The following is a 26,344-nucleotide window of genomic DNA, read 5'->3' on the forward strand; positions in this document are numbered from 1 at the left end:
AATCAACGCACGAGCCAGCCGTTGATCTCGTCGATGACCTCGGTCTTGGGGCCGCCCGCAAGCGCCTGCAAGCGTACGCGCGACAGCATGTAGACAAAGCGGGCCTGTGCCAGGTCGCGCTGCGCGGAAACCTTCAGCTGCTCCGCATTCAGCACGTCGGGCAAGGTGCGGCTGCCGGCCTCGAACGATCGGCTGTTCGAGATGACGACCTGCTCCGCGGACCGCACCGCCTGTTCGAGCGCCCGCACCCGGAGGACGCCTTCCGTCACACCGCGGAACTCGCGATGCAGGCGCACCCCCAGGTCGCGGCGCATGGCTTCGAGGGCCTCTTCGGCACGCTGCTGCCCTGCAAGCGCCTGCCTCACGGTCGAACTCACGTAGCCGCCGGCATAGAGCGGAATGTTGAGTTGCAGGCCGATGGACCGATTGGTGTAGCGGGTCTTGATGCTGGTGATCGTGTCGCTGTCGTTGCGCGACCACTGGGCGACGGCGTCCAAGGTTGGGTAGTGGCCGGCTTGGGCCTTCTCCACCTCGTATTTGGCCGCTTCGACTTGCGCGACAAGCGACTGGAGTTCCGGGCTGTTGATCTCGGCCTGCTCGACCCAGGCTTCCAGCCGGTCTGGCACCGGCGGGACCAGCCGCATCCTGGACGGATCGAGCGGCGCCAGCCTGTCGATCGGGCGATTGACCAGGCTCTGGATCTGCCTGCGTGTGAAGTCCAGGTTCTGGCGCGCCTCGAGTTCCTGCGCCACGTTGAGGTCCAGCGCCGCACGTGCTTCGTCAATGTCGGTTCGCGTGCCCAAGCCTGCGCTGAAACGCTTCTGCGCGGCATCGAACTGGGTCGTGTAGGCCGTCTTCTGCGCCAGCACCAGCGCAAGATGTTCCTCGGCCAGGAGCGCCTCGAAATAGGCAGCGCTCACACGAACGCCGACGTTCTGCGTCTCGCGCTCCAGCGTTGCCTCCGCATCGTCGACCTGCGCTCGCGCCTGGCGGTAGTCGGCCAGCAGTTGCATGCGAAAGAGCGGCTGCCGCAAGGTCAACGCTTCGCTGCTGCTGGTGTAGCGCAGGTTTGCGGTGACCAGCTGCCCGGAGGCATCGGGCGAGGTTCGTTCCAGCGAATTTCGATAGCGGGAGACGCTTGCCGACACGCTCGGAAGCAGCTGCGCCCGGGCCTGCGGCAAGCGCTCGCGCCGGGCGTCCGTGGCCGCGCGCACGGCGCGGATCGTCGAGTCTTGAACCAGCGCTTCCCCATAGGTCTGCGACAAGTCGAGCGACCAAGACTGCCCGGAGAACAGGCCGGCGGCAGCAGCAGCGAATGCCAGCAGTTGTTTTTTTTGCTTCACCTTCATTCTTCCGTCATCGAGGCGGCAATGCGCTTGGTGAGCGGATGCAGGAGGTAGACCAGCAGCGAGCGCTCCCCGGTCTTGAAGACCACCTCGACCGGCATGCCCGGCTGCAGCGAACGCTTTCCGAGCTTCTTCAGGCCTTCCGGCGTCACGGCCACGCGCGCCAAGTAGTAGCTCGCGTTGGTCTGCGGGTCGGTCAGCAGGTCGCCAGAAACCGAAACCAGCTTGCCTTGCACCACGAGCTGCGGAGAATGCGCAAAGGATGAGAAGCGCACATCGACCGGTATGCCGGCGCGGATGCGATCGATCAAGTGCGGCGGCACCCGGGTCTCGAGCAGCAAGGGCTCGTTGACAGGAACCACGTCCATCAGTTTTTGCCCCGGCGCGATCACGCCGCCAACGGTCTGCGCCACCAGCGCCACCACCTGGCCCGATGCGGGCGAGCGGATCTCGGTGCGGCCCAGTTCATCGCGCAGGGCGACAAACTTCTCGTAGTCGCCAAGCACTTCGCGGCTGACTTCGGCCTGCTGGGTTTCCACTTCCTTGTGGTACTCCTGCTGCCGGGCAATGGCACGCTGGCGAAGCTCTGCGATGGAGCGCCGCGCGCGGCCCATGTTGCCGATGAGTTCGGCAATGGAGGTGTTCGATTCCGCAACCTGGCGCTCCATTTCCAGCTGGCGATTGCGCGGGGCAAAGCCTTCGCCGACCATCTTGCGCGTCTGGCCCAGTTCTTCGTGCAGAAGCGAAAGCTGCGTTCTGCGGCTGACCAGCATGCTCGAATAAGCTTGAGACAACTCCTGCTGGCCCTGGATGTTCTCTTCGATCGATTGCAGGTCGGCGCGCAAGGCGGCCCGGCGCGACCTGAGCAGTTGCTCCTGGTTGAACATCTGCTGCCGGATCAGCGGGTCCGAGGCCGCCGCCTGCAAGTCCGGATGAAAGTCGATGGTGTTCTGGCCCGCCTGTTCCGCCAGCAGCCGGCTTTGTATGGCGCGAAAACCCAGATAGCGCTGTCGCACGGTTTCAAAGCTCGCCCGGGCCGCGGCGTCGTCGAGCTTGAAGAGCAACTGGCCTTCCTTGACCTGGTCGCCCTCGCCCACCCGCACCTCCTTGAGGATGCCGCCGATCTGGTGCTGAACAGCCTTGCGCTTGGTGTCGATGGCCACCTGCCCCTGGCTCGGCACGCCCTCGTCCAGCGGCGCAAATGCAGCCCACAGCAGAAAGCCGCCGAAACCGGCGGCCAGTGCCCACGCGCCGATGCGCCCTGCGCGGCCGAAATCGCTCTTGAGGCCATTTGCATCGTCCTGCGACCGGTCGACGTCTTCAGCCGGCAACGGGTTGGAGGTGACGTCCCTGAGAAGATTCGGTTTGGCCATTTGAAGCTCCCGGAGATGAATCGATAAATGGACGAAGGCGCCGCCTCAAGCCGACTGCACCAGGGCCACCGTTCGCACCGCAGGCTGCGGGCGACGGAGAGACGCGAGCACGGCGTCGCGTGGGCCGTCCGCGGCCAGCACGCCATCCCTCAAGACCATGAGGCGATCGGCCACGGAGATCGCGCCTTGGCGGTGCGTCACCAGGAATACTGTTTTTCCCTTGGCCTTCAACTGCCGAATGGCGATGACCAGTGCAGCCTCCCCCGCGTCATCGAGGTTGGCGTTCGGCTCATCCAGCACGATGAGCGAAGGGTCGCCATAGATCGCACGCGCCAGGCCGATGCGCTGCTTCTGCCCGCCGGAAAGCAGGCTGCCTGCGTCGCCGATGGGGGTGTCGTAGCCTTTGGGAAAACGCAGGATCGTCTCGTGCATGCCGGCGCTGCTTGCGGCCTCGAGGACCTTGCGCGAATCGACCTCGCCGAGCCGCGCGATGTTTTCGGCGATGGTGCCGCCGAACAACTCCACGTCCTGCGGCAGGTAGCCGATGTGCGGCCCCAGCTCCAGGCGATTCCAGTCACTGATGGGATCGCCGTCTAGCAGCACTGCGCCGGAAGACGCGCCCCAGATGCCCACCATCACCTTCGCCAGCGTCGACTTGCCCGAGCCCGAAGGGCCCAGCACCGCGACCACGGTGCCTGCGGAAACCGCAAACGAAATATTCTTGAGGATGGGTGCGGGGCGGCCCGCGGCACCTGCAAAGACGCCTTGCAGGCTGATGGCCCCGGTCGGTGCGGCCCGGGAAGGAACGTGTTCCTGCTGCGGGTATTCGTCCAACAGTCTTTCGAGCCGCTGGAATGCGCTGCGGCAAGAGACAAAGCCGCGCCACGTGCCGACCAGCTGGTCGATAGGCGCCAGCGCGCGGCTCATCAGCACGTTCGCCGCAATCATGGCGCCTGGCGTCAACTGGCCATCGATCACCAGCAGCGCGCCTGCCCCCAATGCGAGCGACTGCTGGCTGTAGCGAATGAACTTGCTCCAGCCGGCCACGCGGTTGATGAAGCCCTGCGCCATGGCGCCCTTGTCCATGCAAGCCGCATGCTGGCGATTCCAGCGCTTCTGCAGGTTGGCGATCATGCCCATCGATTCGAGCACCTCGATGTTCCGAAGCTTGCCCTGCAAGTCGCCCATCGTTTCGCCTGAGGCTTTCAGCACCTCTTCCGCCGGCGCGACGGTCTGCCGCTGTCCGAACCATGCCAGCGCAGCCTGAACCAGCGCAAAGCCGAGCGCGAGGATGCCCAGCCAGGGATGAAGAAAGAAAATCACCGCGATGTAGATCGGGGTCCAAGGCGCATCGAAGAGCGCAAAGACGCCGGGGCCGGTGAGAAATTGGCGGATCTGGTTGAGGTCCGAGAAGGGCCTGGACTTGTTGGACGCCGACTGGCCGAATTGCCCGAGATAGGCCCGGAAGCTCCCGTTGAACACCCGCGTGCTCAGTTGCCGGTCGAAACGCAGGCTGGCACGCACCAAAAGGCGCGAACGCAGCCATTCCGACAAGGCCAGCGCCACGAACAGCAGCAGCGTGATCAAGGACACCGCGAGCAAGGTCAGTTCGCTCTGGCTGGACAGCACGCGATCGAAAATCTGCAGCATGTAGAGGGTCGGCCCCAGCATGAGCAGGTTGGCCAGGAAGCTGAGCGCCCCTACCAGCAGGAACTCCTTTCGGAATCCCCAAAGTGCGCGCGCCATTTCGCTGCGGTTGAAGAACGATGGTTTTTTCATGGCTGTGGGCTCGCCCCTTCTGGCGCAACGCTCGCGGCGTTTTCGGCGTCGCGCCGTCTCGACACGGGCTGGTTGGCGGCCTTTCGCACGCGGTCCATTGCCTGCTCGCCCGCTTTCCGCAGCGCAGCCAATACTTCGTCGCGCGGGCCGAACCCCTGCATCGCGCCGTCGGACAGCACCAGCATCTTGTCGGCCACGGACAGCACGCTGGTGCGGTGCGTCATGATCACGAACGTGGTGCCGCGCGCCTTGAGATTCAGAATGGCGGCCGTCAACGCGGCATCGCCGGCGTCGTCGAGGCTCGAGTTCGGCTCGTCGAGCACCACCAGTGCGGGATCGCCGTACAGCGCACGCGCCAATGCGACCCGCTGCCGCTGGCCGCCCGACAGCACCGTGCCTTCGGGCCCGATGGGGCTGTCGTAGCCCAGCGGAAGGTTGGTGATGTAGGCATGCAGGTCGACGGCCAGCGCAGCTTCCTTGACCTTTGAAGGCCGCACGTCTCCAAAGCGCGCAATGTTCTCGGCCAGGGTGCCTTCGAACAACTCCACGTCCTGCGGCAGATAGCCGATGTGCGGACCGAGCTCGGTCTTGTCCCATGCGAATACGTCAGCGCCGTCCAACCTCACCTTGCCGCTCGCCGTCGGCCAAAGCCCGACGATCAGGCGTGCCAGCGTCGTCTTTCCCGCAGCAGAAGGACCGACGACGGCAAGCACCTCGCCAGGCAGCAGGCTGAAGGCCACGTTCTTCAAGATGGCCGAGCCACCACCCGGAGCGCCTGCGACAAGGTTTTCGACTTGCAGCGCGCCCTTGGGCGGCGGCAAGGGCATCGTTTCCGGCCGCGGCGCAATGGCGCTCAGCAGGCTGCTCAGCCGCTGCCACGCATCGCCCGCCTGGACCACCGTGCGCCACTGCGCCACCAGCAGCACCAGCGGCGCCAGGGCACGGCCGCCGAGGATCGAGCCGACCACCATCATTCCGGCATCGCCGTTGAGCTGGTTCTTCAGCAGCAGCCAGGCACCCAGGCCAAGCAACAGTGAACCCATGGTGATCTGCATGAACTTGCTGATGGCCTGGTAGGCCCCGGCGCGGTCCGAGGCCACAGCCTCGCGCTGCAAAAAATCGCGCCGCTTGCCCATCCAGCGGCGATGGACGTCACGCAGCATGCCCATCGACTCAATGACCTGCGAGTTTCTGAGGGCAGCATCCGCATATTGCTGCGCTTCGATCGCGCAGCGATTGGCCGACACCAGCGGTGGCCGCGTGTTCCGGTCGTTGAGCCAACCGACGAACACCTGCAAAACTGAGCCCACCACGGCCGACCAGCCCAGCACAGGACTGATCGCGAACATGAGCCCCATGAAGACCAGCGCCACCGGCGCTTCCATCAGCGCCAGCAGCGGCGGTGAATACAGGAACTCCCGCAGCGTACGAAGGTCGTTGAGCGGCTGCGCGGTTCCGCCCGACACGCGCTTGAGACCCGCTTCGAAGATGGCGACGAACACGCGGTCTCGCAGCTTCTGATCGAGCTTCTGCCCCGCCCGGTACATCACCTCCGCGCGCGCCCAGTCGAGCACTTCCATCAGGCAGTAGGCGGCCAGGACCAGCAACGTCAGCATCGCCAGCGTGAGCGTGCTGCGGCTGTTCACGACCCGCCCATACACCTCGAGCATGTAGGCGCTCGGCGCCAGCAAGAGAAGGCCCGAGCACACACTGAACCAGGCCGCCCGCACGAAGTAGGCGTGGAGCGACGTCATCGCCTGCCGCAGTTCGCCGGACTTTTCCTGAGCTTTCATGCCAACTCGCTCCTTTGACATCGATTCGCCTGGAAACAGGCGAAGTGGCAAGGGGCGGCATCGCTGCCTCCCCTTGCCCGAGAGACCGCTACACGACCTCAGGCTGGTTGGTCGTGCCGATCAGGTTGGCGACGCCATCGATCTCCAGGTGTACGTCAAAGTTGAAGTTCGCGTAGTCCGCATCGCCGTCGATCAGCTGGCCCGCAAAGTTCAGGTCCACATCCGAGTTGATGGTGGTCGATGTGATCACGTCGATCTTGATGATCTTGAACACGTCGTTGTCCGATGTATCGGCGTAGTTCATCCCGGCCGCGGTCAGATCGACCGAGCCATGGGTACTCAGGCTGACGCCTGTACCGGTGAGGTCTTCAGTGCTGCTCACGACCTGCACGCCGGCAATCTTGTAGTTAGCGCTGTCGTAGTCGTCCGTGCCGATGCTGACGATCTTCATGCCTCCTCCGGCGGACTGATAGTCCGTCGCAGAGTTGGCAATCAGGAGCGTGGTCGTCGTGTTGGCGCTGTTCGTCTTGCTGACCAACTTCAGCAGAACAGCCACGTCTTCACCGTCCGTGATCTGATCGATCGTGATGTTGATCGCGTCAGCGTAGGCCCTGTCCGTACCGACGATCGTCGCGTCGGGCCTTGGCGGCGGACTCGTCACAGTGGGGTTGCTCACCGGATTCGATCTGTAGTAGTCGAAGTTCAGCAACTCGCCTGCCTGCACGGTGTCGGAGTTCACGCCAAGGGTGCTGGTTGCGACATTGACAAAACCGGCACTCACGCTGTTGAAGGTGTCGCCCGCAACATACTCGTGATCATTGAGAGTGCTTGACACCAGGTCGCTGGTGTCGCTCGGAGGTGTGGCGGCCCTGGCGGACAGCACCCCGAAGAAGTCGTTGCTGTATTTCTGAACCACGATCTCGGGCGAGTTGTTGCCCTCGGTGTCGTAGTTGAAGGTAGCCAGTGGTGCACTCGTGGAGAACGTCGTTTGTCCTCCGAAGATTTGGTCCAGGTCGAAGCTGTAAGTACCGTTCGTCTTGTTAAAGATGACCGAGCCGGTTGCGGCCTGTGTCGTCGTCGAGGTGGGCCCTGGGTAGTAGTTGAAGCTGAAGTGGTAAGTGACCGTCGTGGCGTCTTCGGCAAAGTGCGTGACGGCCGTATCGGTGATCGGCCGTCCGCCGGCAGTCGTGCCGGTCAGGCCTGTCCCTGTCAGCACGATGCCGTCGGTCGAGGCGTTGTCCACGTCGTCAGCGCCCACGGAGAAGTTGTAGGTTCCCGCAATGGGCTGGCCGTCGTTTGCTCCGGTGAGGTCGGAGATAGCGGTCACCGTTGGGCCGTGGTCGTCGAACTTGATGTTAGCGCCGATGTTGAGCAGCTTCGAATCGCTGGCGGTGTCGCCATCTCCGTCGGTGAGCGTCACCGTGTTGGTCAGGGTGATCAGCGTGTCGGTCATCGTGGCCTGCTGGGCCGCGTAGTTGGATCCGACGCCCGGACCCGCGTGGTCAATTTCGGCGAACTGCTGAGGCGTGACCGAGCCGGCTCCACTGACCGCGACGTCGAAGATGGTGTTGCCCACCGTGATGCCAGCCTCGGTGGCCGAAGTCGAACCAATCACCTTGAGGCCCACCACGTATAGCCTGATGGTTGCGCCGTCACTCGTGAGCCCGGAAGAGACGCCCTGGGTCGATACGCCGAGCGTGAAGCTCGAATTGGTGGTGCCCGCCCCGTCGGCGCCATAGCTGCTCGAAGTCACGCCGAAGGCACTCGCGAAACTTTGGACGGCGGAATCTGTGTTGGCTCCGATGGTGTCGGCGTCTTGCGTGCCGACCTGCAGCGTGTCCGTCGGCGCCGCCAGTACGACCGATGGACCATGGTCGTCGAACCTGATGTTGGCGCCGATATTGAGCACCTTGAAATCGCTTGCGGTATCGCCGTCCCTATCAGTGATGGTCACCGTATCGCGGAGCGTGACCAGATCGTCGGCCATCGTGGCCTCCTGGTCCGCGTAGTTCGACGAAGACCCCGGAAGTGCGTGATCGATTTCGGCAAACTGCTGCAGCGTCACCGAGCCGCTTGCCACGGCCAAGTCGAAAATGGTGTTGGCGGCAAGAATGCCGGCTTCGGTAGCGGATGTCGAACCGATGACCTTGCCGCCCACCAGGTACAGGTAGATGGTCACGCCATTGCTCTTGAGCCCCGAGTCGCCACCTTGCGTTTTCACGCCAAGAGCGAGGACCGAATTGGTCGAGCCTGCTCCGTCCGCGCCATAGCTGCTCGAAGTCGTGCCGAAGGCGGTCGCGAAGTTCATGGTAGCGGAGTCGGTCGCTGCTCCGATGGTGTCGGCGTCCTGCGTGTTGACCACCGCCGTGTCGGTAGGCGTCGCCAGCACGATGGACGGGCCATCGTCCTCAAAGTTCATCATCGAGCCGACCTCGGCCGTTGCGGCAGAAACCTGCAGCAGCCGGAACCCGCCAATGTCGAAGTCCGCGTGGGTGTTGCCCGAGGCATTGGTCTCCGCCCCGTTTTCGATGAGCACGCGGTTGTGGTCGGCGGACGTCGTGTATTCGATTGAGTAGCCGGCCTTGACGCCGATGATCGTCGCGACGCCGGTGATGCTGTCGATGCTGATGCCGATGGTCGAACTGAGCGCGCCCTCGGCACCGCTCGAAAAGGTTTCGAGAACCGCCCCAGTGACGGAGTCAAGCACGCGCACGCCCGAGATAGGAACGACCGTGTCGTTCAAATAGCCCTCGATGAAGCTGTTGCCGCTCTCCTTGGCAGTGGTGTACGCGGTGACCTTGACCTGCGCACTCTTTCCGCTTTGCAACTGCACAACATCAAAATCGGCAGTCCTTGCTCCGAACATGGCCTGGAAATCGATGTTCGACTCAAGATCGGCCTCGTTCTGGTCCAGGTTCGGAATGGTGACGTCCGCCCTGGCGCCGGTCACGAAGGTGAAGCGGATGCCCTCCTGCTCCGTGATCATCTGGCTGTTGGTGCCGAACGTGGTCGGCCCGCCAGCCTTGCTGGTGTTGATCGTGTCACCGGTCGTGATGCTGATGTCGTCGGCGGTGCTGTCGGTCGCCCCCGACTGATTTGCCGGCTCTTTACCCGTCGCGATGATCGACACGTCAGTAATCCGGCCATCAACGATCGTCGGGTTAGTCTTCGTGAACATCAGGAACAGGTTCTGACCAGAAGGCGCACCTGCGAGATTGAACTCCGCATCTTGGCTAACACTGACGTAAATCTTGTTCAGCAGGTTGACTGAATCGTCGGGGTTGGTCGCATCAGGATTCGTTATCGCTTGGTACTGGACCATCCAGATCTTGGCGCCAGAGACCGGACTTCCCGTCTCCTCCAGATAGGCCGCGAACACGACGACAGTGCCGACCTTCCCGTAGACGACGTTGTTGTTGATCGTGTCGGTGTACAGCAAGATGCTGGCGCCGCTGGCCGTATCGAGGCCGCTGTCCAAACCAGCGAGTGGAGCGCCAGTTGAGTCCGTGAACGAAATATCGGTGACAGCGCCGGTTACGCTGAACGTGAATGCGTTGGTGCCGGAGTTGCTTCCGGTATAGCCACTCAGGGCGGTGTCGAGAGGTGTTCCCAAACCCGTCAGGCGATTGCTGAATGCGGTCGGCAGCGTAAGTGCGGTGTCGTTGTCGTTACTGTCGCCTGGAAGTGCGAGAAGGTCAGCAGCGTTCTGCAAACCTGCGGTTTCGTCCAGAGTCACAGTCGATCCGGGTGTCAAAGCCAGCAAAGACATAAACGCTCCTCGAATTGGTTAAAAAAACGCCAACAGAGAACAGCGCAACTCCGAACGAGGTGCGTTCACTGGCAATTGACCAGGTTCACTTATCAGCAAAGGGGAGCCGATGCTGAACTTCGGGCCCGCGCGCTGTCCATAGTTCTAAAGTTGTCACCCAAAGGATGACGCGGCGCACAACTCATCAGCGTTTTGGCCCGGCATACAACTCGATACCTTGCAAGGGGCCGGAACCAATCCAGACAAGTGTGTAACCTTTATCATTACTTCAAGGGCTCCTCAACAAACGCCCGGGGGAAGCATGAAACAGGTCCCACGCTCGTCGTCTGCGGAGCTGGAATCTGCATGGAATGCAGGTTCATCGCCGCCTACGCAAGGCTCTCGCCCGCCGTCGCCATTCGCGCAACCCGCGCTGCGCACGTCGAGTTCTCTTCAACCTGCCTGGCTCCGGCCTCCCGTGGCGCAGCCTGCGTTGGAAGGCTGTGTTCCGGTTCTCATCGCAACCTGCGCAAGCCGCAAGTCCGCGTTCTTGGGAATGGGCCTGCTAGCCTCGCGGCACAGGCCTGAGCGGATGTATGACATCCAGCACGCGCAGTTGAACGCCATTGATGAGTTGGAAGCCCGCTGCCAGCAACGAGTGCCACGCCTGCTGTTGGTGGACATCACGTTGATCTCGATAGAACAAATCAGCCGGCTGGACGATATGCGCCGCCGCTTTCCAGCCACCGACTGGCTTTTGGGTTGGGAGCAGCCTTCGACGAAGGGACTGAACGCAGCGATCCGGATCCAGGCGCGCGGCTGCGTCGACTGGGGAGCCAGCGCAGAGCAGTTCGCACAATCGCTCGATGCAGTCCTGGCAGGCGCGCTGGGCTTTCCGAGTCCCGTATTGCAGGCGCTGTATCTTTCGGTGCTGCAACTGGCGGTGATCGGCGGGCGTCCGGCCGCCGGTGCGGCCTTGCCAGCGGTGGGGCTGACCGCGCGGGAGGACGAGGTCCTGTCGCTGATGAACCGCGACCTGTCCAACAAGCAAATTGCCGAGCAGCTTGGTATTAGCGTGAATACGGTCAAGACGCACCTCGCTCATGCGTTCGCGAAGCAGGGGCAGCACAGCCGGCGCTGGCATCTGGCTCGACCTGGGCTCGCAGCAACACCTACGTTCATCCCGCAACTGGAGCCGGCGCCTTCGCGCCATCCCGTGCAAAAAATGGCGGCCACGTTTCAACGGATTTCCTACCACCTCGACGGTGTGACGGACGACGACGGTCTTGTGCATACGGTAGCGCCGAAGAACGTCTCGCATCTAGCCTGCTACGGCGGGTGGCCCAATGTCTTCTCGACGGTGCCGGTGCTGAAGCGGATCTTCAACTCTGGCAAGTAGCCATCGGCAGACCGGCGGATCCGAAACCGCCTAAAGGCCTGCGGCAATTTGTTCGCGCAGCCACCGGTGCGCCGGATCCCGGTGCCGCCGCTCGTGCCACAGCATCGCCATCTCGAAGCCGGGCACTTCCAGCGGTGCTTCCACCACGCGCAGCCCGGGCGCGCCGCGAGCGAGCCGCTCTGGCAGCATCGCAACCATGTCGGTGCTGGCCAGCACCGACATCATGAAAAGAAAGTGCGGCACCGATAGGGCCACGCGCCGCGCCAAGCCCTTCTGGACCAGCGCATCGTCGGTCGGCCCGGCGAAGCCTCCGCCGCCGAGCGACACCACCACGTGCTCCAGCGCGCAGAACTGCGCGAGCGTGGGCCTTCTCTTCAGCCGCGGATGGCCCGCGCGCCCGGCCAGCACGTAGCGCTCATTGAACAGCACCCGCCGGTGCAGCCCGGGCGGCGCGCCCACGCTGGTGTGAAAGAACAGGTCGATCTCTCCCTGCTCCAGCTGCCTTGCCATGCGCGAGGGCACCGCCTCCACCACGGCGAGCCGGGTGTTCGGTGCAGCAGCTCGAAGCCCTGCAAGCGCGGGTAGCAAGATCGCCGACTCGGCGTAGTCGGCCGCTGCCACTCGCCAGGTGGTGGTCGCCTCTGCGGGGTCGAAAGGCTTGGTGGGCGCCACGGCGCGGCCCAATGCCTCCAGCGCTTCGCGCAAGGGCTCGCGCAGTTCGTCGGCGCGCGCGGTTGGCCGCATGCCGCGCTGGGCGGGCACCAGCAAAGGGTCGTTGAACACCTCTCGCAGCCTGGCGAGCTGCACGCTCACTGAAGGCTGCGAGAGGTTGAGGCGCTGGGCCGCGCGCGTCACGCTGCGTTCGGCCAGGAGCATGTCGAGGGTGAGCAGCAGGTTGAGGTCGAGCCGCTTGAAATTGTCCATGGCTATTCCTGGAATTCAGATTATTCATTTCCAATATAGCCGTGCGGTGCCTAAGCTGCGTGCATGAAAATCCTTTTAGTTCATGCCCATCCTGAAACCCGCTCGCTCAATGGATCTTTGAAGCAATTCATGGTCGAACGTCTCGTGCAATCGGGACATGAAGTGCGCGTGTCAGACCTGTACGCCATGCAATGGAAGGCGACACTGGCCGCCGACGACTTTGCGCATCTCGAGCCCGGCGCGCCCTTCGATCCCATCACGGATTCGCTGCGCGCCTTCGAGGCCGGCACCCAGCGCGAAGAAGTCGCTGCCGAACAAGCCAAGCTGCTGTGGGCCGACGCCGTGATCTTCCAGTTTCCGCTCTGGTGGTACACGATGCCGGCCATCCTCAAGGGCTGGGTCGACCGCGTCTATGCCTATGGCTTTGCCTATGGCGTAGGCGAGCATTCCGACAGTCATTGGGGCGACCGCTTCGGCCAAGGCGTGTTGGCCGGCAAGCGCGCCATGCTCGTGGTCACGACCGGCGGGTGGGCTTCGCACTACAGCCCGCGCGGCATCAATGGGCCGATGGACGACCTTCTATTCCCGATCCATCATGGCATCCTCTACTACCCAGGCTTCGAGGTGCTGCCGCCCTTCGTGGTGTACCGCACCGGCAAGGTCGATACGGCCGCCTATGACCGAATCACCGAGGACCTGGGCCGTCGGCTCGACACGCTGTGGACCACCGATCCGATCCCATTCCGGCCGCAGAACTTCGGCGACTACGAGATCCCCGCCCTCACCCTGCGCGACGACATCGCGCCGGGTGAAGAAGGTTTTGCGGTGCACACCACCGCATCGGACAACAACACGCGTTAGGGCAGCACCGGATTCGCCACCGCTTTCGCAATGGCCGCATCGGCATCCACCTGCAGCAGGAAGCGCTTGGTGACCAGGTCGTTGGCGGCGGCGGTCACGGCCGCTACGTAGCCGGCCTGGTCGGTGTAGCGCTCCTGGAGCGAAGGCCGCGGGTCGCCGCTGCCCGACCGTTCGGCCGGCGTCTTGGCAAAAGGAAAGTACGAGCCGAAGAGGCCGGCCAGGTCGATGGTTCCCGGCTTGTTGGTGTAGTTCCAACCCGTGTTGGTGCCCACGGGCACCGCCACGTCCAGGCTGCGAATGCCTGCGATGTCATTGCCGTCGGCATCCACCTGCGGTACGAGAATCGCGTAGTCGCGGCCCAGGTAAGCGGGTGGCACTTGCGTGGCAATGCCAGTCTCGTCCTGCGGCCGGTAGTTCGGACCCCAGTCGAGCAATGAATAGGTGTTGACCAGGCCCGTGTAGCTCGCACCCGGAATCGCCGGAAACTTCAGCTGCTGCGGCCGCACCAGCGTGGCATCGGCCAGCTTGGGCACCTGGTTGTCGGGCGGCGTGATGCCCTTGACGACCCACTCTTCGAGGTTTTGGTAGAGCGCGCGCACCACCGGCACTACGCCTGCGTTCGCGTTGGTGGCGTAGAGCGCCCCCGCGCTCGCGCCAGGAAGCGACGGAAGACCCAGCAGATGGTGCGTGCTCGCGTAGTAGTAGATGCGCGCATTGCCGGGCTGCACGAGGTCCGCCGTGCCCCATGCGTCCGTCAGCAGCGGCGATCCCTGCAGCACGAAGAACTCGGTGCCGCTGAAGCCGATGAAGAGCTTGGGACAGGTGCCGCTCGCCTCGCAGCGCGACAAAATTCCGCCGCGGCGCTGAGCCACGTCGTCCACGTAGTCCTTCGACAGCCCGCGAGTGCCGGCTTGGCCAAAGGCCGTGTGATCGGTGCGCACGCCGCCGCCGCCGCCGGGAATCGAAAAGCGCATGTTGATGTTGGTCTGCCGCGCTGCAATCTGCGCGTACACGCCGTCGAACACCTTGTGCCCTGCCCGGTCCTCGTTGAAGCCGAGGTGGATGAAGGTCTTCATGAAGTTGCCGCACTGCGACACACCGGACGCAATGGTGTTCTTGATGGCGGCGGCCACCGGGTTGGCGGTGCCCGCGGCGTCGCTCGCCTCGCGATGGAAGAAGGCGATCATGTCGCGCACGGCCGCGAGCCCCAGGCCCATGACCTTCGGATCCTTCGCGACGTAGACCAGCTCGTACATGTAGGCCGGGTCCCATTTTTCCCTGAGGCACACGTTCGTTTCGTCCGGTGTGCCAGGGAACGGTGCGGCGGCGCTGCACTTGGCAAACTTCCATTCGCTTGCGGGAATGAGCTGGCGCGCGTCAGCTTCGTTGATGCGTCGCGTGAGCACGTAGCCGGGCTGCGTGTTGTCCAGGCTCGCCGTTGCATAGGCCTGCATCGCCGAGTTGTACGGCCCGCCGGGCAGCGGCAGCGAATCGTTGGTGGCCGCAGTGGGCAGCAGTTCGGCGCGGTAGGGGCCGGTGATGGTGCTGCCGTCCGCATTTTTTGCGACCGGCACCTGGAGCGTGAGCTTGCCTGCCGCGGCGGGTACGTCGCCCTGCCAGGCAGCCGTGAGGAACACGTAGCCACGCGACGCAAAGTACGGATCGAGGTTGACGATGTTGCCGCGGTTGGGTGCGTCGTAGCGCAGCACGCCGCTGGCCTTGCTCATGTCCTTTGGCTTGAAGAGCACGAAGTCGGAGCTGTACTCCACCTTGCCATTCGCGTTGCGCGGTGCGAGCAACAGGTCCTGGATGATGGCGTTGTGCGGGTCCTTCGGATCGACCTCGCCCGTGAAGGTGCCGGTGATCTTCTCGTAGGCTCCCACGCTGCCGAAGGTGCCGGCCACGTCCTCGGTCTTCGTGATGGCCAGCTTGAACTTTGGCGCTTCGGAGGCGGCGGGGGGTGGTGTCGTCGCGCCTGGCGGCGGCAGCACGAAGCCACCGCCTCCACCTCCACCGCCGCCGCTTCCGCCACATGCGCTCAGAAAAAGGGCGGCCGAAGCCACCGTGGCAGCCAACAGGCTCCAGCGTTTCATGGTTTGTCTCCTTCGTTGAGGTATTTGTGCGGCGCCGGTCTCCGCTACGGCTGCTGCTCGCTTACTCGGCTTCGATGCCGGCTGCCTTCACGATGCGGCCCCACTTTTGCGACTCCGCCGTCTGGAACTTGGCGAGTTCTTCGGGCGAGGTGGTGAACACCTCGGTGCCCGTGGGTTCGTAGAAAGCAGTCTTCGCGGACTCGCTCTTCGCGGCCTTCACGAGCAGCTCGTTGAGGCGCTTGATGACCGCCGGCGGCGTCTTGGCGGGCGCATAGGCCGCGAACCAGTAGCCCATCTCGTAACCCTTCACGCCCGCTTCCGAGATGGTGGGCACGTCGGGGGCGAGCGGCGAACGCGCGGCGCTCGATACGCCCAACGCGCGCAGCTTGCCGCCCTTCACCTGCGGCAGGCCGGTGGCCGCGTCGGTGATCATCATGTGGATCTGCCCGCCCAAGAGGTCGGTCACGGCCAGCGTGTTGCTCTTGTAAGGCACGTGCAGCAGCTTGATGTCGGCCATCTGCTGCAGCAGCTCGCCCGCCATGCGGCTGGACGAACTGCCGCTGCCGAAGCTGTACTTGCCCGGCTCCTTCTTGGCGAGCGCCACGAACTCGGCCACGCTCTTGGCCGGGAACGACGGGTTCACCACCATGATCTGGCCACCCTTCCCCAGCGCTGTGATGGGCGCAAAGTCTTTCACCGGGTCGTAGGGCAGCTTCTTGAACAGGTGCTCGTTGGCAGCGTGGGTGGTGTTGGTGGTGATCAGCACGGTGTAGCCATCGGGCGCGGCCTTGGCCACCTGCTGCGAGGCGATGAAGCCGCTCGCGCCTGCCTTGTTGTCGATCACGACCGGCTGCTTCGTTTCTGCCGTGATGCTGTTGCCCAGCGCACGCGCGATCTGGTCGGTGGCGGTGCCGGCCGCAAAGGGCACGACGAAGGTGATGGGCTTTTCTGGAAAGGCCTGCTGCGCATGGCCCAGCAGCGGCGCCAGGGCGAGCGCGGCGGCAGAGAGGGTCAGGGTACGTCGTTTCATTGTTTTGTCTCCGGATGGAATGGCTAGGAAAAAAAGGAAGGCAGCCGCTACGGCCCTGTCAGCAGCGGTATCAGTGCTGTCGGCACCCGAATGGGCATGTCGAGCAGCAGGAACGACAGCGCCTTGCCGTGCGCATCGAGGTTCAGCGCATCGTTGACCCCGCCGTCGAGCACCGTGTCGAGCACGAAGTTCATCGCATGCAGCCGGGGCAGCAGGAAGCGCTGCACCCGTGCCGGCGCGCGATGGCGAAACTGCATCGACACGCTTTCAGGAGTGAGCTGTTCCACCAGCAACGTATAGAGCTCCGGATGCCAGGCGATCACGCTGATGTTGGAGCGGTCTCCCTTGTCGCCGGTGCGGCCATGGGCGGCGCGGTACAGCGGCACTTCGACCATGTCTGCTGTCGCGTTCGTGTTCATGCCAGGGCCCCCTCACCGAGCACTTCGAAGCGCACCGGCACCGCCTCTCGCGGCAGCAGGCAAGACAAGGTATTGAGCCGCGGCGTGAGCGCGGTACGCACCCCGCCGCCGCCAGCGGGCCCGCAGGTGTAGAGCGCCATCACTTCGCGCGCCAGGCGCTCGGCCTGCCCGCGCTCCGCATGCGTAGCCGCCACGCGCAGGCGCACGTCGCGAAGGCCTGTGTCGGGCGTGTCCGCGAGCATGCGGCCGGCGTCGTCGCCCAGAATGCTGAGTGCGCCGATCAGGTCCACGCGCAGCACGAGCCCATCGAGCCGCTTGCGCAGCACCTCGGCCGCGAGCCGCGCACGCGCCTCCGCGCGCGGCCCTGCATAGGAGATCTCGCCCTCGGCGAGCCAGCCGCCTTCGTGGCATACGTTCACCTTGTAGTGGCTCGGCCGCATGTGCCCGCGCACGCCTGAAAGCGCCACGCGATCGGCCGCGCCCTGCTGCAGCCTCACCTCGGCCTCGGCAATGTCGGCCACCACGTCGGGCGTGAGGTAGGCGCTCGGGTCGTGCACCTCGTACAGCAACTGCTCCTTCACCGTGGCTTCGCTCACGAGGCCACCTGTCGCGTCGGCCTTGCCGATGGAGCAGTTCCCGTCGGCGTCGATCTCGGCAATGGGGAAGCCCACCGCTTCGAGACCCGGCACATCCTTGTAGCCCGGGTCGGCAAAGTAGCCGCCGCACACCTGCGCACCGCACTCCAGCAAGTGGCCCGCCATGGTGGCGCGGCCCAGCCGGTGCCAGTCGTCCGCGCGCCAGCCGAAGTGCGACATGGCCGGGCCGACCGTGAGCGACGGGTCGGCCACGCGGCCGCACACCACGATCTGCGCGCCGGCGTCCAGAGCGGCGGCGATCGGCTCGGCGCCGATGTAGGCATTGGCGCTGACGATGCGAAGGCCCTCCATCTGCGCGCCCAGCGTTTCATGCAGCAGCGCACGGTGTTCGGGGCCCGACAGATCGTCGCCCTCCACCACCGCGATGAGAGGCGCCGCGGCGCCAAGCTCGCGCGCCATGCGGGCGATGTGGCGCGCCGCGGCGCGCGGGTTGGCCGCGCCAAAGTTGCTGACGATGCGAATGCCGTGTGCCAGGCAACGCGCCAGCACGGGCCGCAGCATCGCATCGAGCAAGGGCTCGTAGCCGGCCTCGGGGTTGTCACGGCGCCGCAGTTGAGCGAGCGCGAGCGTGCGTTCGGCCAGAGTTTCGAAGATCAGGAAAGCGCGCCGATGTGCCGGCCCGCTGGCGAGCCGCGCGATCAGCGTGTCGACCACCGGCCCGGCGGCATCGGTGCGATCGCCCGAAAAGCCGGCCGCGCAGCCGATCAGCAGTGGAGGCGGTGCAATGGCATTCATCGGAGCCGACTTTAGGCAGCGCGTCGTCATCCGTAAAATCGAAAATTCGGATCAATTGATCTGGATTTCAGATTGAATCCTCCGGCCATTGGGACCTGGAAGGGCCGAGCCCACTCTGCTCTCCGGCACTTGCTAGCCGCTGCGTGGACGCCACACGCCACTTCCCAATGTGCAACATGGCCGCTACATTGAGCGTCTCGACAAACAAACAGACCGGAGGTGAGCGATGGAAGACACAGCAATTCATTGCCCCACTTTCGGTCGGTTTGTCGGGTCGCCAAAGAACTGCTGAAGCGCATTTGTAGCGCGCGCCCTCACGGGCCAAGGCCAGTTCGACCATTGCGGCGCCTCCTGGCCGCAACACAGACAAACCGCCCGAGATTCAAAACGCCGCGGTCGGCACAAGGTGCCGGCCGCGATCCGCTCGTTTCCCGAATCTTTAAGGCACACCATGCTTGAAACCCGTGCCGCGCATTCGCGGCATTTCTCGATATCCGTTTTCGACCCTCACAGTGTTTCCGCCGAAACCTGGCAGAAGTTCCATCGCTATTGGCGGCTTCGCACCGAGGAAGACCATCCGGGAGAGCGCCGCAGCTCCGATGCCGACACCGAGCATGCGGTGCGGGAGTACCTGCCTCTGCAAGCCTTCCATCGAGTGCTGGCAAGCTGCGACGGCGAATTCATCGGCAGCCTCACGCTGAGTTTCCGCCGCGAGGGTTCTCCCGATTGCGACGCCTTTGCACCTTACGTCGATGCGTGGGGCGGCGTGCTGCAGCCTCACCGGCGCCGTGGCGTAGCGCGCGCACTGCTGCACGCGCTTCTCGTGTTCATGGAAGAGCGCGGCAAGACCACGGCAAGCGTCAGGGCTCACCTGCCCGAAGGCCATGCCTTCCTCTCGGCCATCGGCGCGGTTGAAAAACATCGGGCCATCGAGAACCGTGCCGCGCTTGCAACGATGCCCTGGAACGAACTGGCCCACTGGCAATCACGGGCATTCGACTCGAGCACAGGCTTGCGCGCGGAGATCCACGCGGGACGTGTTCCCTTCGATCGATTGGCTGAGCTGATCGAGCCGATGTCTGCGCTCATCAACGACGCACCCACGAATGCATTGGAAATGCCGCGGATACGCTACGAGCTCGAGGCTTATCGCACCTGGTATGCCGACATGGACCGGCGCGGCGGGGAGCACTTTCTGGTGCTGCTGCTCGATGGCGACGAGGTGGCCGCCGTGTGCGATGCCAGCTGGGACCAGCGCTTTCCCGATCGCATGTATCAGCAGCTGACGGCCGTGGCGCCCCGTTGGCGCGGCAGGGGTCTTGCCAAGGGCGTGAAAGCCGCCATGCTGGCGCTGGTGCGCGAACGCCATCCCGAGGTGGCGACCGCCATCACGAACAACGCCGAAGTCAACGCGCCGATGCTTGCCATCAACCACCGTCTGGGCTTTGCCGCGCACAGGCATGATGGGGTCTACCAGATCGGCCCGGAAAGCCTGAGGGCCTTCCTCTCGACCCGGCCGCTGACAACACCGACGGAGCGGCACCCATGAAAGCACCACCACGCCTGCAGGCGCTGGTCAACGAAGGACTGATCGATACGGTGGTACGACAGCTGATGAGCGGCAAGGAAGCCATGGTTTACGTGGTGCGCTGCGGAGACGAGACACGCTGCGCCAAGGTTTACAAGGAAGCCGACAAGCGCAGTTTTCGCCAGGCGGTTGACTACACCGAGAACCGCCGCGTGCGCAATTCGCGCGAAACGCGCGCCATGGCCAAGGGCACGCGCTTCGGCCGCCAGGTGACCGAGGCCATCTGGCAGAGCGCCGAGGTCGATGCGCTCTACCGGCTGGCGGCGGCCGGCGTGCGCGTGCCGGTGCCCTACAACTTCTTGGAGGGCGTGCTGCTGATGGAGCTGGTGACCGACGCCAACGGCGATGCGGCCCCGCGCCTGAACGACGTGGCCTTCACGCCCGACGAGGCCATGCAGCACCACGCCAGCCTGCTGAAGGAGGTGGTGCGCATGCTGTGCGCGGGGGTCGTGCACGGCGACCTGTCGGAGTTCAACGTGCTGCTGGCAGCCGACGGCCCGGTGGTCATCGACCTGCCGCAGGCCGTGGATGCGGCGGGCAACAACCACGCCAAACGCATGCTGCTGCGCGACGTGGAGAACCTGCGCAACTTCTTCGGCCAGTTTGCGCCGGCGCTCCTGGGCACACACTACGGCGACGAGATCTGGCACCTGTACGAGCGCGGTCTGCTGCGCGTCGAAACGGTGCTGACCGGCACCCACGTACGCGACACCGGGCCGGTCGACTTGGGCAACGTGCTGCGCGAGGTGGACGACGCGCGCGAGGAAGAAGCGGCGCGGCGCCTGCGCATGCAATTGCCGAGGCTGTAGCGCCAGGCCTCAGGGCCGTTGGTTCTTCAGCTCGCGCAATTGCTCCTCGGCATGCTCGAGTTCTGCCCTGAGCAATTGGATGTCGTGCTCCAGTTTGTCGATGCGCGCGGCACGGCTCATGGAAGGGTCGGACGCCTCGCAGCGCGTGCGCAGCGCAGCCAGGGCTTCGGCGAGTTGCCGCCGGCGCAGCATCTGGCCCCGCGAGCGCGCAAGGTCGATGTCGCGCTCCAGCGCAGCTTCTTCGGCTTGGCACGAAGCGGCGCTCGGCGGTTCAACGGCTTGCGCTTGCGCCTGCGCGAAGGCGGATGCGGCCAGGACCAGCAGCGCAGCGGCGAGGAGGCCGCGCTTCATGCCCGGCTCCTGTTGTTGCCCTTGAAAGCCACCGTGCCGATCGAAACCCATTGCCGCTTCCATTCTGTTAGCGGAGGCCCAGGCCCGCTGTGCCTCATTCTGTCTCAGGCCAGTTCTTCCACTCGCAGCGCCGTGATTTTTCCTGCGACCTGGGGATGTGCCTCCAGCGCACGCAGCGCACTGTCCAGCGCGTCCTGCCGCATCGGCTGCGTCAGCACGAGCACTTGGGGGCCCATGTCGGCCTCTGCAACCGCGGCCAACGTTGCCTGACGCACCGGCACCTGCTGCTCCGCAAGCCAGTCCGACACCGCCTCGATGTCGCCGGCCGCATGCACGGGCACGCGCAGGTAGTGTGATGAACACGTCGCGGCGCGGGGCAGCACCGGCAAGGCGCTCATCGCATGCGCATGGAACCCGAGGTGCGGCACGCGCTGCGCCGCATGGGTGCCATCGAGCCGCGCCACGTCCACCAGGTCGGCAATCACCGCCGACGCGGTCTGCTCCGACCCGGCACCCGCGCCGTAGTACATCGTCACCCCGGCCGCATCCCCCTTGACCATGATGCCGTTCATCGACCCGTTCACATGCGCCATGAGGTGCGATGCGGGCACGAGCGCGGGCTGCACGCGCAGCTCCATGCCCTCCTCCTTCCGGCGGGCCACGCCCAGCAGCTTGATGCGATAGCCCAGCTGCGCGGCGCAAGCCACGTCCATCCGCTGAAGCGATGTGATGCCTTCCACCTGCACGTCGTCAAACCGCACGGAAGTGCCGAACGCATTGGCGGCCAGCAGGGTGAGCTTGTGCGCGGCATCGATGCCCTCGATGTCGAAGGACGGGTCGGCCTCGGCATAGCCCAGCGTCTGTGCCTCGGCGAGCGCGGCGGCAAAGTCCAGTCCTTCACCCTCCATCTTGCTCAGGATGAAATTGGTGGTGCCGTTGATGATGCCCGCCACCCACTCGATGCGGTTGGCCGTGAGCCCTTCGCGCAGCGCCTTGACGATGGGGATGCTCACCGCCACCGCGCCCTCGTAGGCCACGGCCACGCCGTGCTGCCGGGCCGCGGCAAAGACCTCGGCTCCATGCACCGCCAGCAGGGCCTTGTTGGCCGTAACCACGTGCTTGCCGTGCGCAATGGCGGCCAGCACCCAGTCGCGCGCCGGCCCGGTGCCGCCGGCCACTTCCACCACCACGTCGACGTCCGGATGCGTCGCCACGCGCAGCGGGTCGTCGGTCAGCGGAACAGCACCGCCCACGATACTCGCGGCCCGTTCCAGGTTGCGCGCCGCCACCATCACCAGTTCGATCGGCCGGCCCGCTCGTCCCGCGATGTCGGCCTGGTTGCGTGCCAGCACCCGGAAAGTGCCTGCGCCGACGGTGCCGATGCCGATCATGCCCACGCGCAGTGCGCGAGGGGCCGCGGAACGGCTGGGCAAGGGTTCGAGTGACTGGACTGGATCGCGGTACATGGAAATCTCCGGGTGAAAAACAAAAAACCCAGCTGCCAGAGCTGGGTTTCATTCATTCGGAGAAGAGCGATACACCAGGTGGCTGCCGAAACGGCCACCTGCGCGTGCTCAGGAGGCCGCGGTGGTAATGGTGGTAATCATTCGTGCAACCAGAGCCCCGTTCGCCCGCGCGAAGGCAGGCGTCGCCAGGCGGGCCTCGGAGGCTGCGCAGACGGAGGTGGGGGAAAAAGGGCACGACATGAAGCGCGAGTGTACACAAGACCCGCCTGACAGCGGGGATTTCCCGCGCCAAAGCTCTGAAATTCGGGGAGCAGGCCTACATCGCTCTGCCGGCGGCAGGCCTAATGTCGTGGGGAAAAGAACTGCATCATCCAGGAGGCAGCATCATGAAGAATTTCGTCCTAGAGCCCCACATGCGGGCAAGCTTCGGCGGGGCGTTCTACCCCACTGGCTATTCGATGGTGATGTTTCCGAGCGCGGAAGACGCCAGCCGCATCGGCCACAAACTGATCGAAGACGGCGTGAGCGGCGACGAGATCTACCTGATTCCCGCGGCAACGATCCTCGAGGAGATCAGCCCCACCGTGAGGGAGGCCGACGAGCCGCTGCCTTCGGCCGGCACCGACGCCGCGACCGTGCGCGCCTACACCAAGCTTGCGCGCGAAGGCCATACCGGCCTCTTGGTCAGGACGAAGAACGAACAGGCCGCCAACAACCTGATGGAGGTGGTGCGCACGGTGCCCTACTCGATCGCACAGCGCTATCGCACGCTGGTCATCGAGGACCTGTGAGTCCCTGACCGCTACGGCAGCTCATGCTGGAGCCACGGCACGCCGCACCACGTCGCGAGCCATGGCCTGCGCCAACTCCTGTTCCCCCAGGAAGACCGTTGCGGCCGTCTCCTGCGTCAACAGCAGCGCTTCGTCTTCGTTGTGGCTGCGGATCACGGTCTCGATCGCAGGATTGAGCGTGCGCGCGATTTTCATCATCTGGCGCACGTTGATGGCGTCCGGCGTTGCAACGACCAGCACGCGGGCGCGCGCAATGTGCGCCTGGATCAGCACCTCGGAGTCGGCCGCATCGCCCCACACGGCCGCAATGCCTGCTTCGCGCAGCCTCTCGACCAGCTCGCGGTTCTGCTCGGCCACCACGTAGGGAACGTCATTCGCCTCGAGCTCGGCCGCTATGCGGCGCCCAACGCGGCCATAGCCCACCAGCACGACCTGCCTGGACAGGTACCTGGCCTCGGTGGTGCTTGGCAATTCGGCCAGCGGATGATCGCGCGATTCGAGCCCCCGCGCCAAGGGGAAACGGGCATGCAGCCATTTTTGCAAGGGCGCGATCAAGCTGAACCACAACGGATTGGTGGCAATGGAGATCAGCGCACCGGCCAGAATGAGGCTCTGGCCTTCGACCGGCAGCACGCCGAGCGACACGCCCAGCCCCGCAAGAATGAACGAGAACTCCCCGATCTGCGCGAGGCTCGCGCTCACGGTCAGCGCGGTTCGAAGCGGGTAGCGAAACGCAAGCACCAGCGCGCAGGCCGCCAGTGACTTGCCCAGCACGATCACCCCCACCACGGCCAGCACCTGCAGCGGACGATCGATGAGCACGGACGGATCGAAGAGCATGCCCACGGACACGAAGAACAGCACCGCGAAGGCATCGCGCAGCGGCAGCGACTCCTCCGCCGCACGGTGGCTGAATTCCGACTCGCGCATCACCATGCCCGCGAAGAATGCGCCAAGCGCAAACGACACGCCGAACAGCGCCGCCGATGCGAAGGCAATGCTCACGGCCGCCGCTATCACGCACAGCGTGAACAGTTCTCGCGAGCCGGTGCGCGTGACCTGCCAGAGAATCCACGGGAAAGCGCGCCTTCCGACCACCAGCATCAGCGCCACGAAGCCGCCCACCTGCAGCAGCCTCAGCCCGAGCGTCTGCCAGAGAGGGTCCGGCGGCCCACCCGTCGGATCGCCCGCATGGCCACCCATTGCTCCCGCCAGCGGCGGCAACAGCACCAGAACCAGCACCATGGCCAGGTCCTCGACCACCAGCCAACCCACGGCGATGCGGCCCGTGAACGAGTCGAGAATGCCCAGATGCTCGAGCGCCCGCAGCAACACCACCGTGCTCGCCACCGACAACGCAAGGCCGAAGACCAGCGCCTCACCCCACTGCCAATCCCACCAGAGCGCCAGCGCGCCTCCAAGCAGCGTGGCCACTGCGATCTGCGCCAACGCGCCGGGCAAAGCAATCTTGCGCACCGCCAGCAGGTCGTCCAGAGAAAAGTGCAGGCCCACGCCGAACATGAGCAGCATCACACCGATTTCGGCCAGCTGCGCCGCAATGCCCGCATCGGCCACAAAGCCTGGCGTGAAGGGGCCGATGATCACGCCCGCGAGCAGGTAGCCCACAAGGGCCGGCAATCGCAGCCGCACCGCCAAGAAGCCGAGAACAAGCGCCAGCCCCAAGCCGGCGGCAATGGTGTTGATCAGGGAAACGCTGTGGGGCATCGTTCCATTTTGCAGGAACGATGCCTTTCCCTCGACTTCACACGGCCATCAATTGGCCATCTTGCTGACGCGAGCGCTTTCGAGCACCTCGGGCTCCTGCGCCTCGATCCAGGTCTCGTTGTTGAGCCCGGCCTGCAATCGCTCGGTGTCGAGTTCATTGGTCCACTTGGCCACGACGATGGTCGCCACGCCGTTGCCGATCAGGTTGGTAAGCGCACGGGCCTCGGACATGAAACGGTCGATGCCGAGGATGAGCGCCAGGCCCGCCACCGGCACGTGGCCCACGGCCGATAGCGTGGCCGCGAGCACGATGAAGCCGCTACCTGTGACACCCGCCGCGCCCTTCGATGTGAGCAGCAGCACGGCCAGGAGCGTGATCTCCTGCGTGAGCGTCATCGGCGTGTTGGTGGCCTGCGCAATGAACACCGCCGCCATCGTCAGATAGATGGACGTGCCGTCGAGATTGAACGAGTAGCCGGTGGGAATCACCAGCCCCACGCAAGCCTTGTTGGCGCCCAGGTTCTCCATCTTCTCCATCATGCGCGGCAGCACCGATTCGCTCGAAGAGGTGCCCAGCACGATCAGCAGCTCTTCCTTGATGTACTTGATGAACTTCCATATGCTGAAGCCGTGGAAGCGCGCAATGAGCCCCAGCACCACGAAGATGAACAAGATGCAGGTGAGATAGAAGGTGCCCATGAGCTTGCCGAGCGAGAACAGGCTGCCGAGCCCGTACTTGCCGATGGTGAAAGCCATTGCGCCGAAGGCGCCGATGGGCGCGAGCTTCATGATGTAGCCCACGATCACGAAAAGCACGTGCGAGCCCTTCTCGATCACGTCAAACACCAGCGTGCCGCGGCCGCCGAAGCGATGCAGCGCAAAACCGAACAGCACCGCGATCAGCAGCACCTGAAGAATCTCGCCTTTGGCGAACGCGTCGACCACCGTGTTGGGAATGACGTTGAGAAGGAAGTCGACCGTGCCGGTCATCTTGCCCGGGCCGGTGTACGAGGCAATGGCCTTGGTGTCGAGCGTGGCCGGGTCGATGTTCATGCCCGCGCCTGGCTTGAGAACATTGACCAGCAAGAGCCCGACCACGAGCGCAATGGTGCTCACAATCTCGAAGTACAAGAGCGCCAGGCCGCCGGTCTTGCCGACCTTCTTCATGTCTTCCATGCCCGCGATGCCAACCACCACTGTGCAGAAGATGATCGGCGCAATGATCATCTTGATGAGCTTGATGAAGCCGTCGCCCAGCGGCTTCATCGACGCGCCAATGTCGGGATAGAAGTGGCCGAGCAGCACGCCGATGATTACCGCGGTGATCACCTGAACGTAGAGCGAGCGATAAAGTGGGAGCTTCCTGGGTGGTGTGCTTGTTGTGTCTGCCATGTTTGCCTCCGGATCGGGTTGGAAACTGTAGGACCGTTTGAGCCGCTTTCCATTCGTAGAAGCCAC

At 64.5% G+C, this 26,344-nt stretch carries 19 protein-coding genes; 5 read left to right on the forward strand and 14 right to left on the reverse strand.

Features of this window, described 5'->3' with window-relative positions; genetic code table 11:
- Positions 1-2 precede the first annotated feature (2 nt).
- From J2X92_RS06370 to J2X92_RS06390, 5 genes are all read right to left on the reverse strand, one after another.
- Positions 3-1,349 (reverse strand): TolC family outer membrane protein, encoded by a 1,347-nt coding sequence (locus J2X92_RS06370; protein WP_373424794.1) that lies wholly within the window; start codon positions 1,347-1,349, stop codon positions 3-5.
- Positions 1,346-2,719, reverse strand: a complete 1,374-nt coding sequence (locus J2X92_RS06375) for an HlyD family type I secretion periplasmic adaptor subunit (protein WP_307574317.1) — start codon at positions 2,717-2,719, stop codon at positions 1,346-1,348. The genes J2X92_RS06370 and J2X92_RS06375 overlap by 4 nt, the downstream gene beginning before the upstream one ends.
- A 45-nt stretch (positions 2,720-2,764) precedes the next feature.
- Positions 2,765-4,498, reverse strand: coding sequence for a type I secretion system permease/ATPase (locus tag J2X92_RS06380; RefSeq protein ID WP_307574318.1), 1,734 nt, complete (start codon positions 4,496-4,498; stop codon positions 2,765-2,767).
- Positions 4,495-6,291 (reverse strand): type I secretion system permease/ATPase, encoded by a 1,797-nt coding sequence (locus J2X92_RS06385; protein ID WP_307574320.1) that lies wholly within the window; start codon positions 6,289-6,291, stop codon positions 4,495-4,497. Before J2X92_RS06385 ends, J2X92_RS06380 begins: the two co-directional genes overlap by 4 nt.
- 88 nt (positions 6,292-6,379) lie before the next feature.
- Positions 6,380-10,060, reverse strand: coding sequence for a DUF5801 repeats-in-toxin domain-containing protein (locus J2X92_RS06390; RefSeq protein WP_307574322.1), 3,681 nt, complete (start codon positions 10,058-10,060; stop codon positions 6,380-6,382).
- 571 nt (positions 10,061-10,631) lie between these two features.
- Between J2X92_RS06390 and J2X92_RS06395 the strand changes: the two genes are divergently transcribed.
- On the forward strand, positions 10,632-11,438 hold the full coding sequence (locus J2X92_RS06395) for a helix-turn-helix transcriptional regulator (RefSeq protein ID WP_307574323.1): 807 nt from the start codon (positions 10,632-10,634) through the stop codon (positions 11,436-11,438).
- Positions 11,439-11,468: 30 nt separating this feature from the next.
- Here the strand turns inward: J2X92_RS06395 and J2X92_RS06400 are convergent, their stop codons facing one another.
- Positions 11,469-12,362: a LysR family transcriptional regulator gene (locus J2X92_RS06400; RefSeq protein WP_307574326.1), complete on the reverse strand. Its 894-nt coding sequence runs from the start codon at positions 12,360-12,362 to the stop codon at positions 11,469-11,471.
- A gap of 63 nt (positions 12,363-12,425) precedes the next feature.
- On the opposite strand from J2X92_RS06400, the gene J2X92_RS06405 reads away from it, so the two are divergent.
- The gene (locus tag J2X92_RS06405) at positions 12,426-13,223 is read left to right on the forward strand and encodes an NAD(P)H-dependent oxidoreductase (RefSeq protein ID WP_307574327.1); all 798 of its coding nucleotides are present in this window, start codon (positions 12,426-12,428) and stop codon (positions 13,221-13,223) included.
- Here J2X92_RS06405 and J2X92_RS06410 read toward each other — a convergent pair.
- From J2X92_RS06410 to J2X92_RS06425, 4 genes are all read right to left on the reverse strand, one after another.
- Entirely contained in the window at positions 13,220-15,316 is a 2,097-nt protein-coding gene (locus J2X92_RS06410) for an alpha/beta hydrolase domain-containing protein (RefSeq protein WP_307574328.1), read from the reverse strand. The two genes, J2X92_RS06405 and J2X92_RS06410, sit on opposite strands and share 4 nt — an antisense overlap.
- Before the next feature lie 61 nt (positions 15,317-15,377).
- Positions 15,378-16,346, reverse strand: coding sequence for a Bug family tripartite tricarboxylate transporter substrate binding protein (locus J2X92_RS06415; RefSeq protein WP_307574330.1), 969 nt, complete (start codon positions 16,344-16,346; stop codon positions 15,378-15,380).
- A gap of 47 nt (positions 16,347-16,393) precedes the next feature.
- Positions 16,394-16,765, reverse strand: coding sequence for an AtuA-related protein (locus J2X92_RS06420; RefSeq protein ID WP_307574331.1), 372 nt, complete (start codon positions 16,763-16,765; stop codon positions 16,394-16,396).
- The gene (locus J2X92_RS06425; protein ID WP_307574332.1) at positions 16,762-18,156 is read right to left on the reverse strand and encodes an acyclic terpene utilization AtuA family protein; all 1,395 of its coding nucleotides are present in this window, start codon (positions 18,154-18,156) and stop codon (positions 16,762-16,764) included. The genes J2X92_RS06420 and J2X92_RS06425 overlap by 4 nt, the downstream gene beginning before the upstream one ends.
- Positions 18,157-18,607: 451 nt before the next feature.
- Here J2X92_RS06425 and J2X92_RS06430 point away from each other — a divergent pair, with 451 nt between their 5' ends.
- Positions 18,608-19,705, forward strand: a complete 1,098-nt coding sequence (locus J2X92_RS06430) for a GNAT family N-acetyltransferase (RefSeq protein ID WP_307574333.1) — start codon at positions 18,608-18,610, stop codon at positions 19,703-19,705.
- Positions 19,702-20,553 (forward strand): PA4780 family RIO1-like protein kinase, encoded by an 852-nt coding sequence (locus J2X92_RS06435; RefSeq protein WP_307574334.1) that lies wholly within the window; start codon positions 19,702-19,704, stop codon positions 20,551-20,553. The genes J2X92_RS06430 and J2X92_RS06435 overlap by 4 nt, the downstream gene beginning before the upstream one ends.
- 9 nt (positions 20,554-20,562) lie before the next feature.
- On the opposite strand, the gene J2X92_RS06440 is transcribed toward J2X92_RS06435, so the two are convergent.
- On the reverse strand, positions 20,563-20,904 hold the full coding sequence (locus J2X92_RS06440) for a DUF1090 family protein (protein WP_307574335.1): 342 nt from the start codon (positions 20,902-20,904) through the stop codon (positions 20,563-20,565).
- Positions 20,905-21,008: 104 nt separating this feature from the next.
- The gene (locus J2X92_RS06445) at positions 21,009-22,370 is read right to left on the reverse strand and encodes a homoserine dehydrogenase (RefSeq protein WP_307574337.1); all 1,362 of its coding nucleotides are present in this window, start codon (positions 22,368-22,370) and stop codon (positions 21,009-21,011) included.
- Between the two features lie 386 nt (positions 22,371-22,756).
- Between J2X92_RS06445 and J2X92_RS06450 the strand changes: the two genes are divergently transcribed.
- Positions 22,757-23,161, forward strand: coding sequence for a hypothetical protein (locus tag J2X92_RS06450; RefSeq protein ID WP_307574339.1), 405 nt, complete (start codon positions 22,757-22,759; stop codon positions 23,159-23,161).
- A gap of 21 nt (positions 23,162-23,182) precedes the next feature.
- Here J2X92_RS06450 and ybaL read toward each other — a convergent pair whose 3' ends face one another.
- Positions 23,183-24,886, reverse strand: coding sequence for a YbaL family putative K(+) efflux transporter (gene ybaL / locus J2X92_RS06455; protein ID WP_307574341.1), 1,704 nt, complete (start codon positions 24,884-24,886; stop codon positions 23,183-23,185).
- Between the two features lie 48 nt (positions 24,887-24,934).
- On the reverse strand, positions 24,935-26,278 hold the full coding sequence (locus J2X92_RS06460; protein ID WP_307574342.1) for a dicarboxylate/amino acid:cation symporter: 1,344 nt from the start codon (positions 26,276-26,278) through the stop codon (positions 24,935-24,937).
- Positions 26,279-26,344 lie beyond the last annotated feature (66 nt).

Source organism: Variovorax paradoxus (genome assembly GCF_030811855.1).
GTDB lineage: Bacteria > Pseudomonadota > Gammaproteobacteria > Burkholderiales > Burkholderiaceae_C > Variovorax > Variovorax paradoxus_L.

Bases quoted from the DNA above. Each gene is read 5' to 3' on its own strand.
- J2X92_RS06375 (WP_307574317.1), bottom strand. From the start codon at position 2,719: ATGGCCAAACCGAATCTTCTCAGGGACGTCACCTCCAACCCGTTGCCG.
- J2X92_RS06370 (WP_373424794.1), bottom strand. From the start codon at position 1,349: ATGAAGGTGAAGCAAAAAAAACAACTGCTGGCATTCGCTGCTGCTGCC.
- J2X92_RS06460 (WP_307574342.1), bottom strand. From the start codon at position 26,278: ATGGCAGACACAACAAGCACACCACCCAGGAAGCTCCCACTTTATCGC.
- J2X92_RS06410 (WP_307574328.1), bottom strand. From the start codon at position 15,316: ATGAAACGCTGGAGCCTGTTGGCTGCCACGGTGGCTTCGGCCGCCCTT.
- J2X92_RS06385 (WP_307574320.1), bottom strand. From the start codon at position 6,291: ATGAAAGCTCAGGAAAAGTCCGGCGAACTGCGGCAGGCGATGACGTCG.
- J2X92_RS06440 (WP_307574335.1), bottom strand. From the start codon at position 20,904: ATGAAGCGCGGCCTCCTCGCCGCTGCGCTGCTGGTCCTGGCCGCATCC.
- J2X92_RS06405 (WP_307574327.1), top strand. From the start codon at position 12,426: ATGAAAATCCTTTTAGTTCATGCCCATCCTGAAACCCGCTCGCTCAAT.
- J2X92_RS06420 (WP_307574331.1), bottom strand. From the start codon at position 16,765: ATGAACACGAACGCGACAGCAGACATGGTCGAAGTGCCGCTGTACCGC.
- J2X92_RS06425 (WP_307574332.1), bottom strand. From the start codon at position 18,156: ATGAATGCCATTGCACCGCCTCCACTGCTGATCGGCTGCGCGGCCGGC.
- J2X92_RS06390 (WP_307574322.1), bottom strand. From the start codon at position 10,060: ATGTCTTTGCTGGCTTTGACACCCGGATCGACTGTGACTCTGGACGAA.
- ybaL (WP_307574341.1), bottom strand. From the start codon at position 24,886: ATGCCCCACAGCGTTTCCCTGATCAACACCATTGCCGCCGGCTTGGGG.
- J2X92_RS06445 (WP_307574337.1), bottom strand. From the start codon at position 22,370: ATGTACCGCGATCCAGTCCAGTCACTCGAACCCTTGCCCAGCCGTTCC.
- J2X92_RS06395 (WP_307574323.1), top strand. From the start codon at position 10,632: ATGTATGACATCCAGCACGCGCAGTTGAACGCCATTGATGAGTTGGAA.
- J2X92_RS06415 (WP_307574330.1), bottom strand. From the start codon at position 16,346: ATGAAACGACGTACCCTGACCCTCTCTGCCGCCGCGCTCGCCCTGGCG.
- J2X92_RS06430 (WP_307574333.1), top strand. From the start codon at position 18,608: ATGCTTGAAACCCGTGCCGCGCATTCGCGGCATTTCTCGATATCCGTT.
- J2X92_RS06380 (WP_307574318.1), bottom strand. From the start codon at position 4,498: ATGAAAAAACCATCGTTCTTCAACCGCAGCGAAATGGCGCGCGCACTT.
- J2X92_RS06450 (WP_307574339.1), top strand. From the start codon at position 22,757: ATGAAGAATTTCGTCCTAGAGCCCCACATGCGGGCAAGCTTCGGCGGG.
- J2X92_RS06435 (WP_307574334.1), top strand. From the start codon at position 19,702: ATGAAAGCACCACCACGCCTGCAGGCGCTGGTCAACGAAGGACTGATC.
- J2X92_RS06400 (WP_307574326.1), bottom strand. From the start codon at position 12,362: ATGGACAATTTCAAGCGGCTCGACCTCAACCTGCTGCTCACCCTCGAC.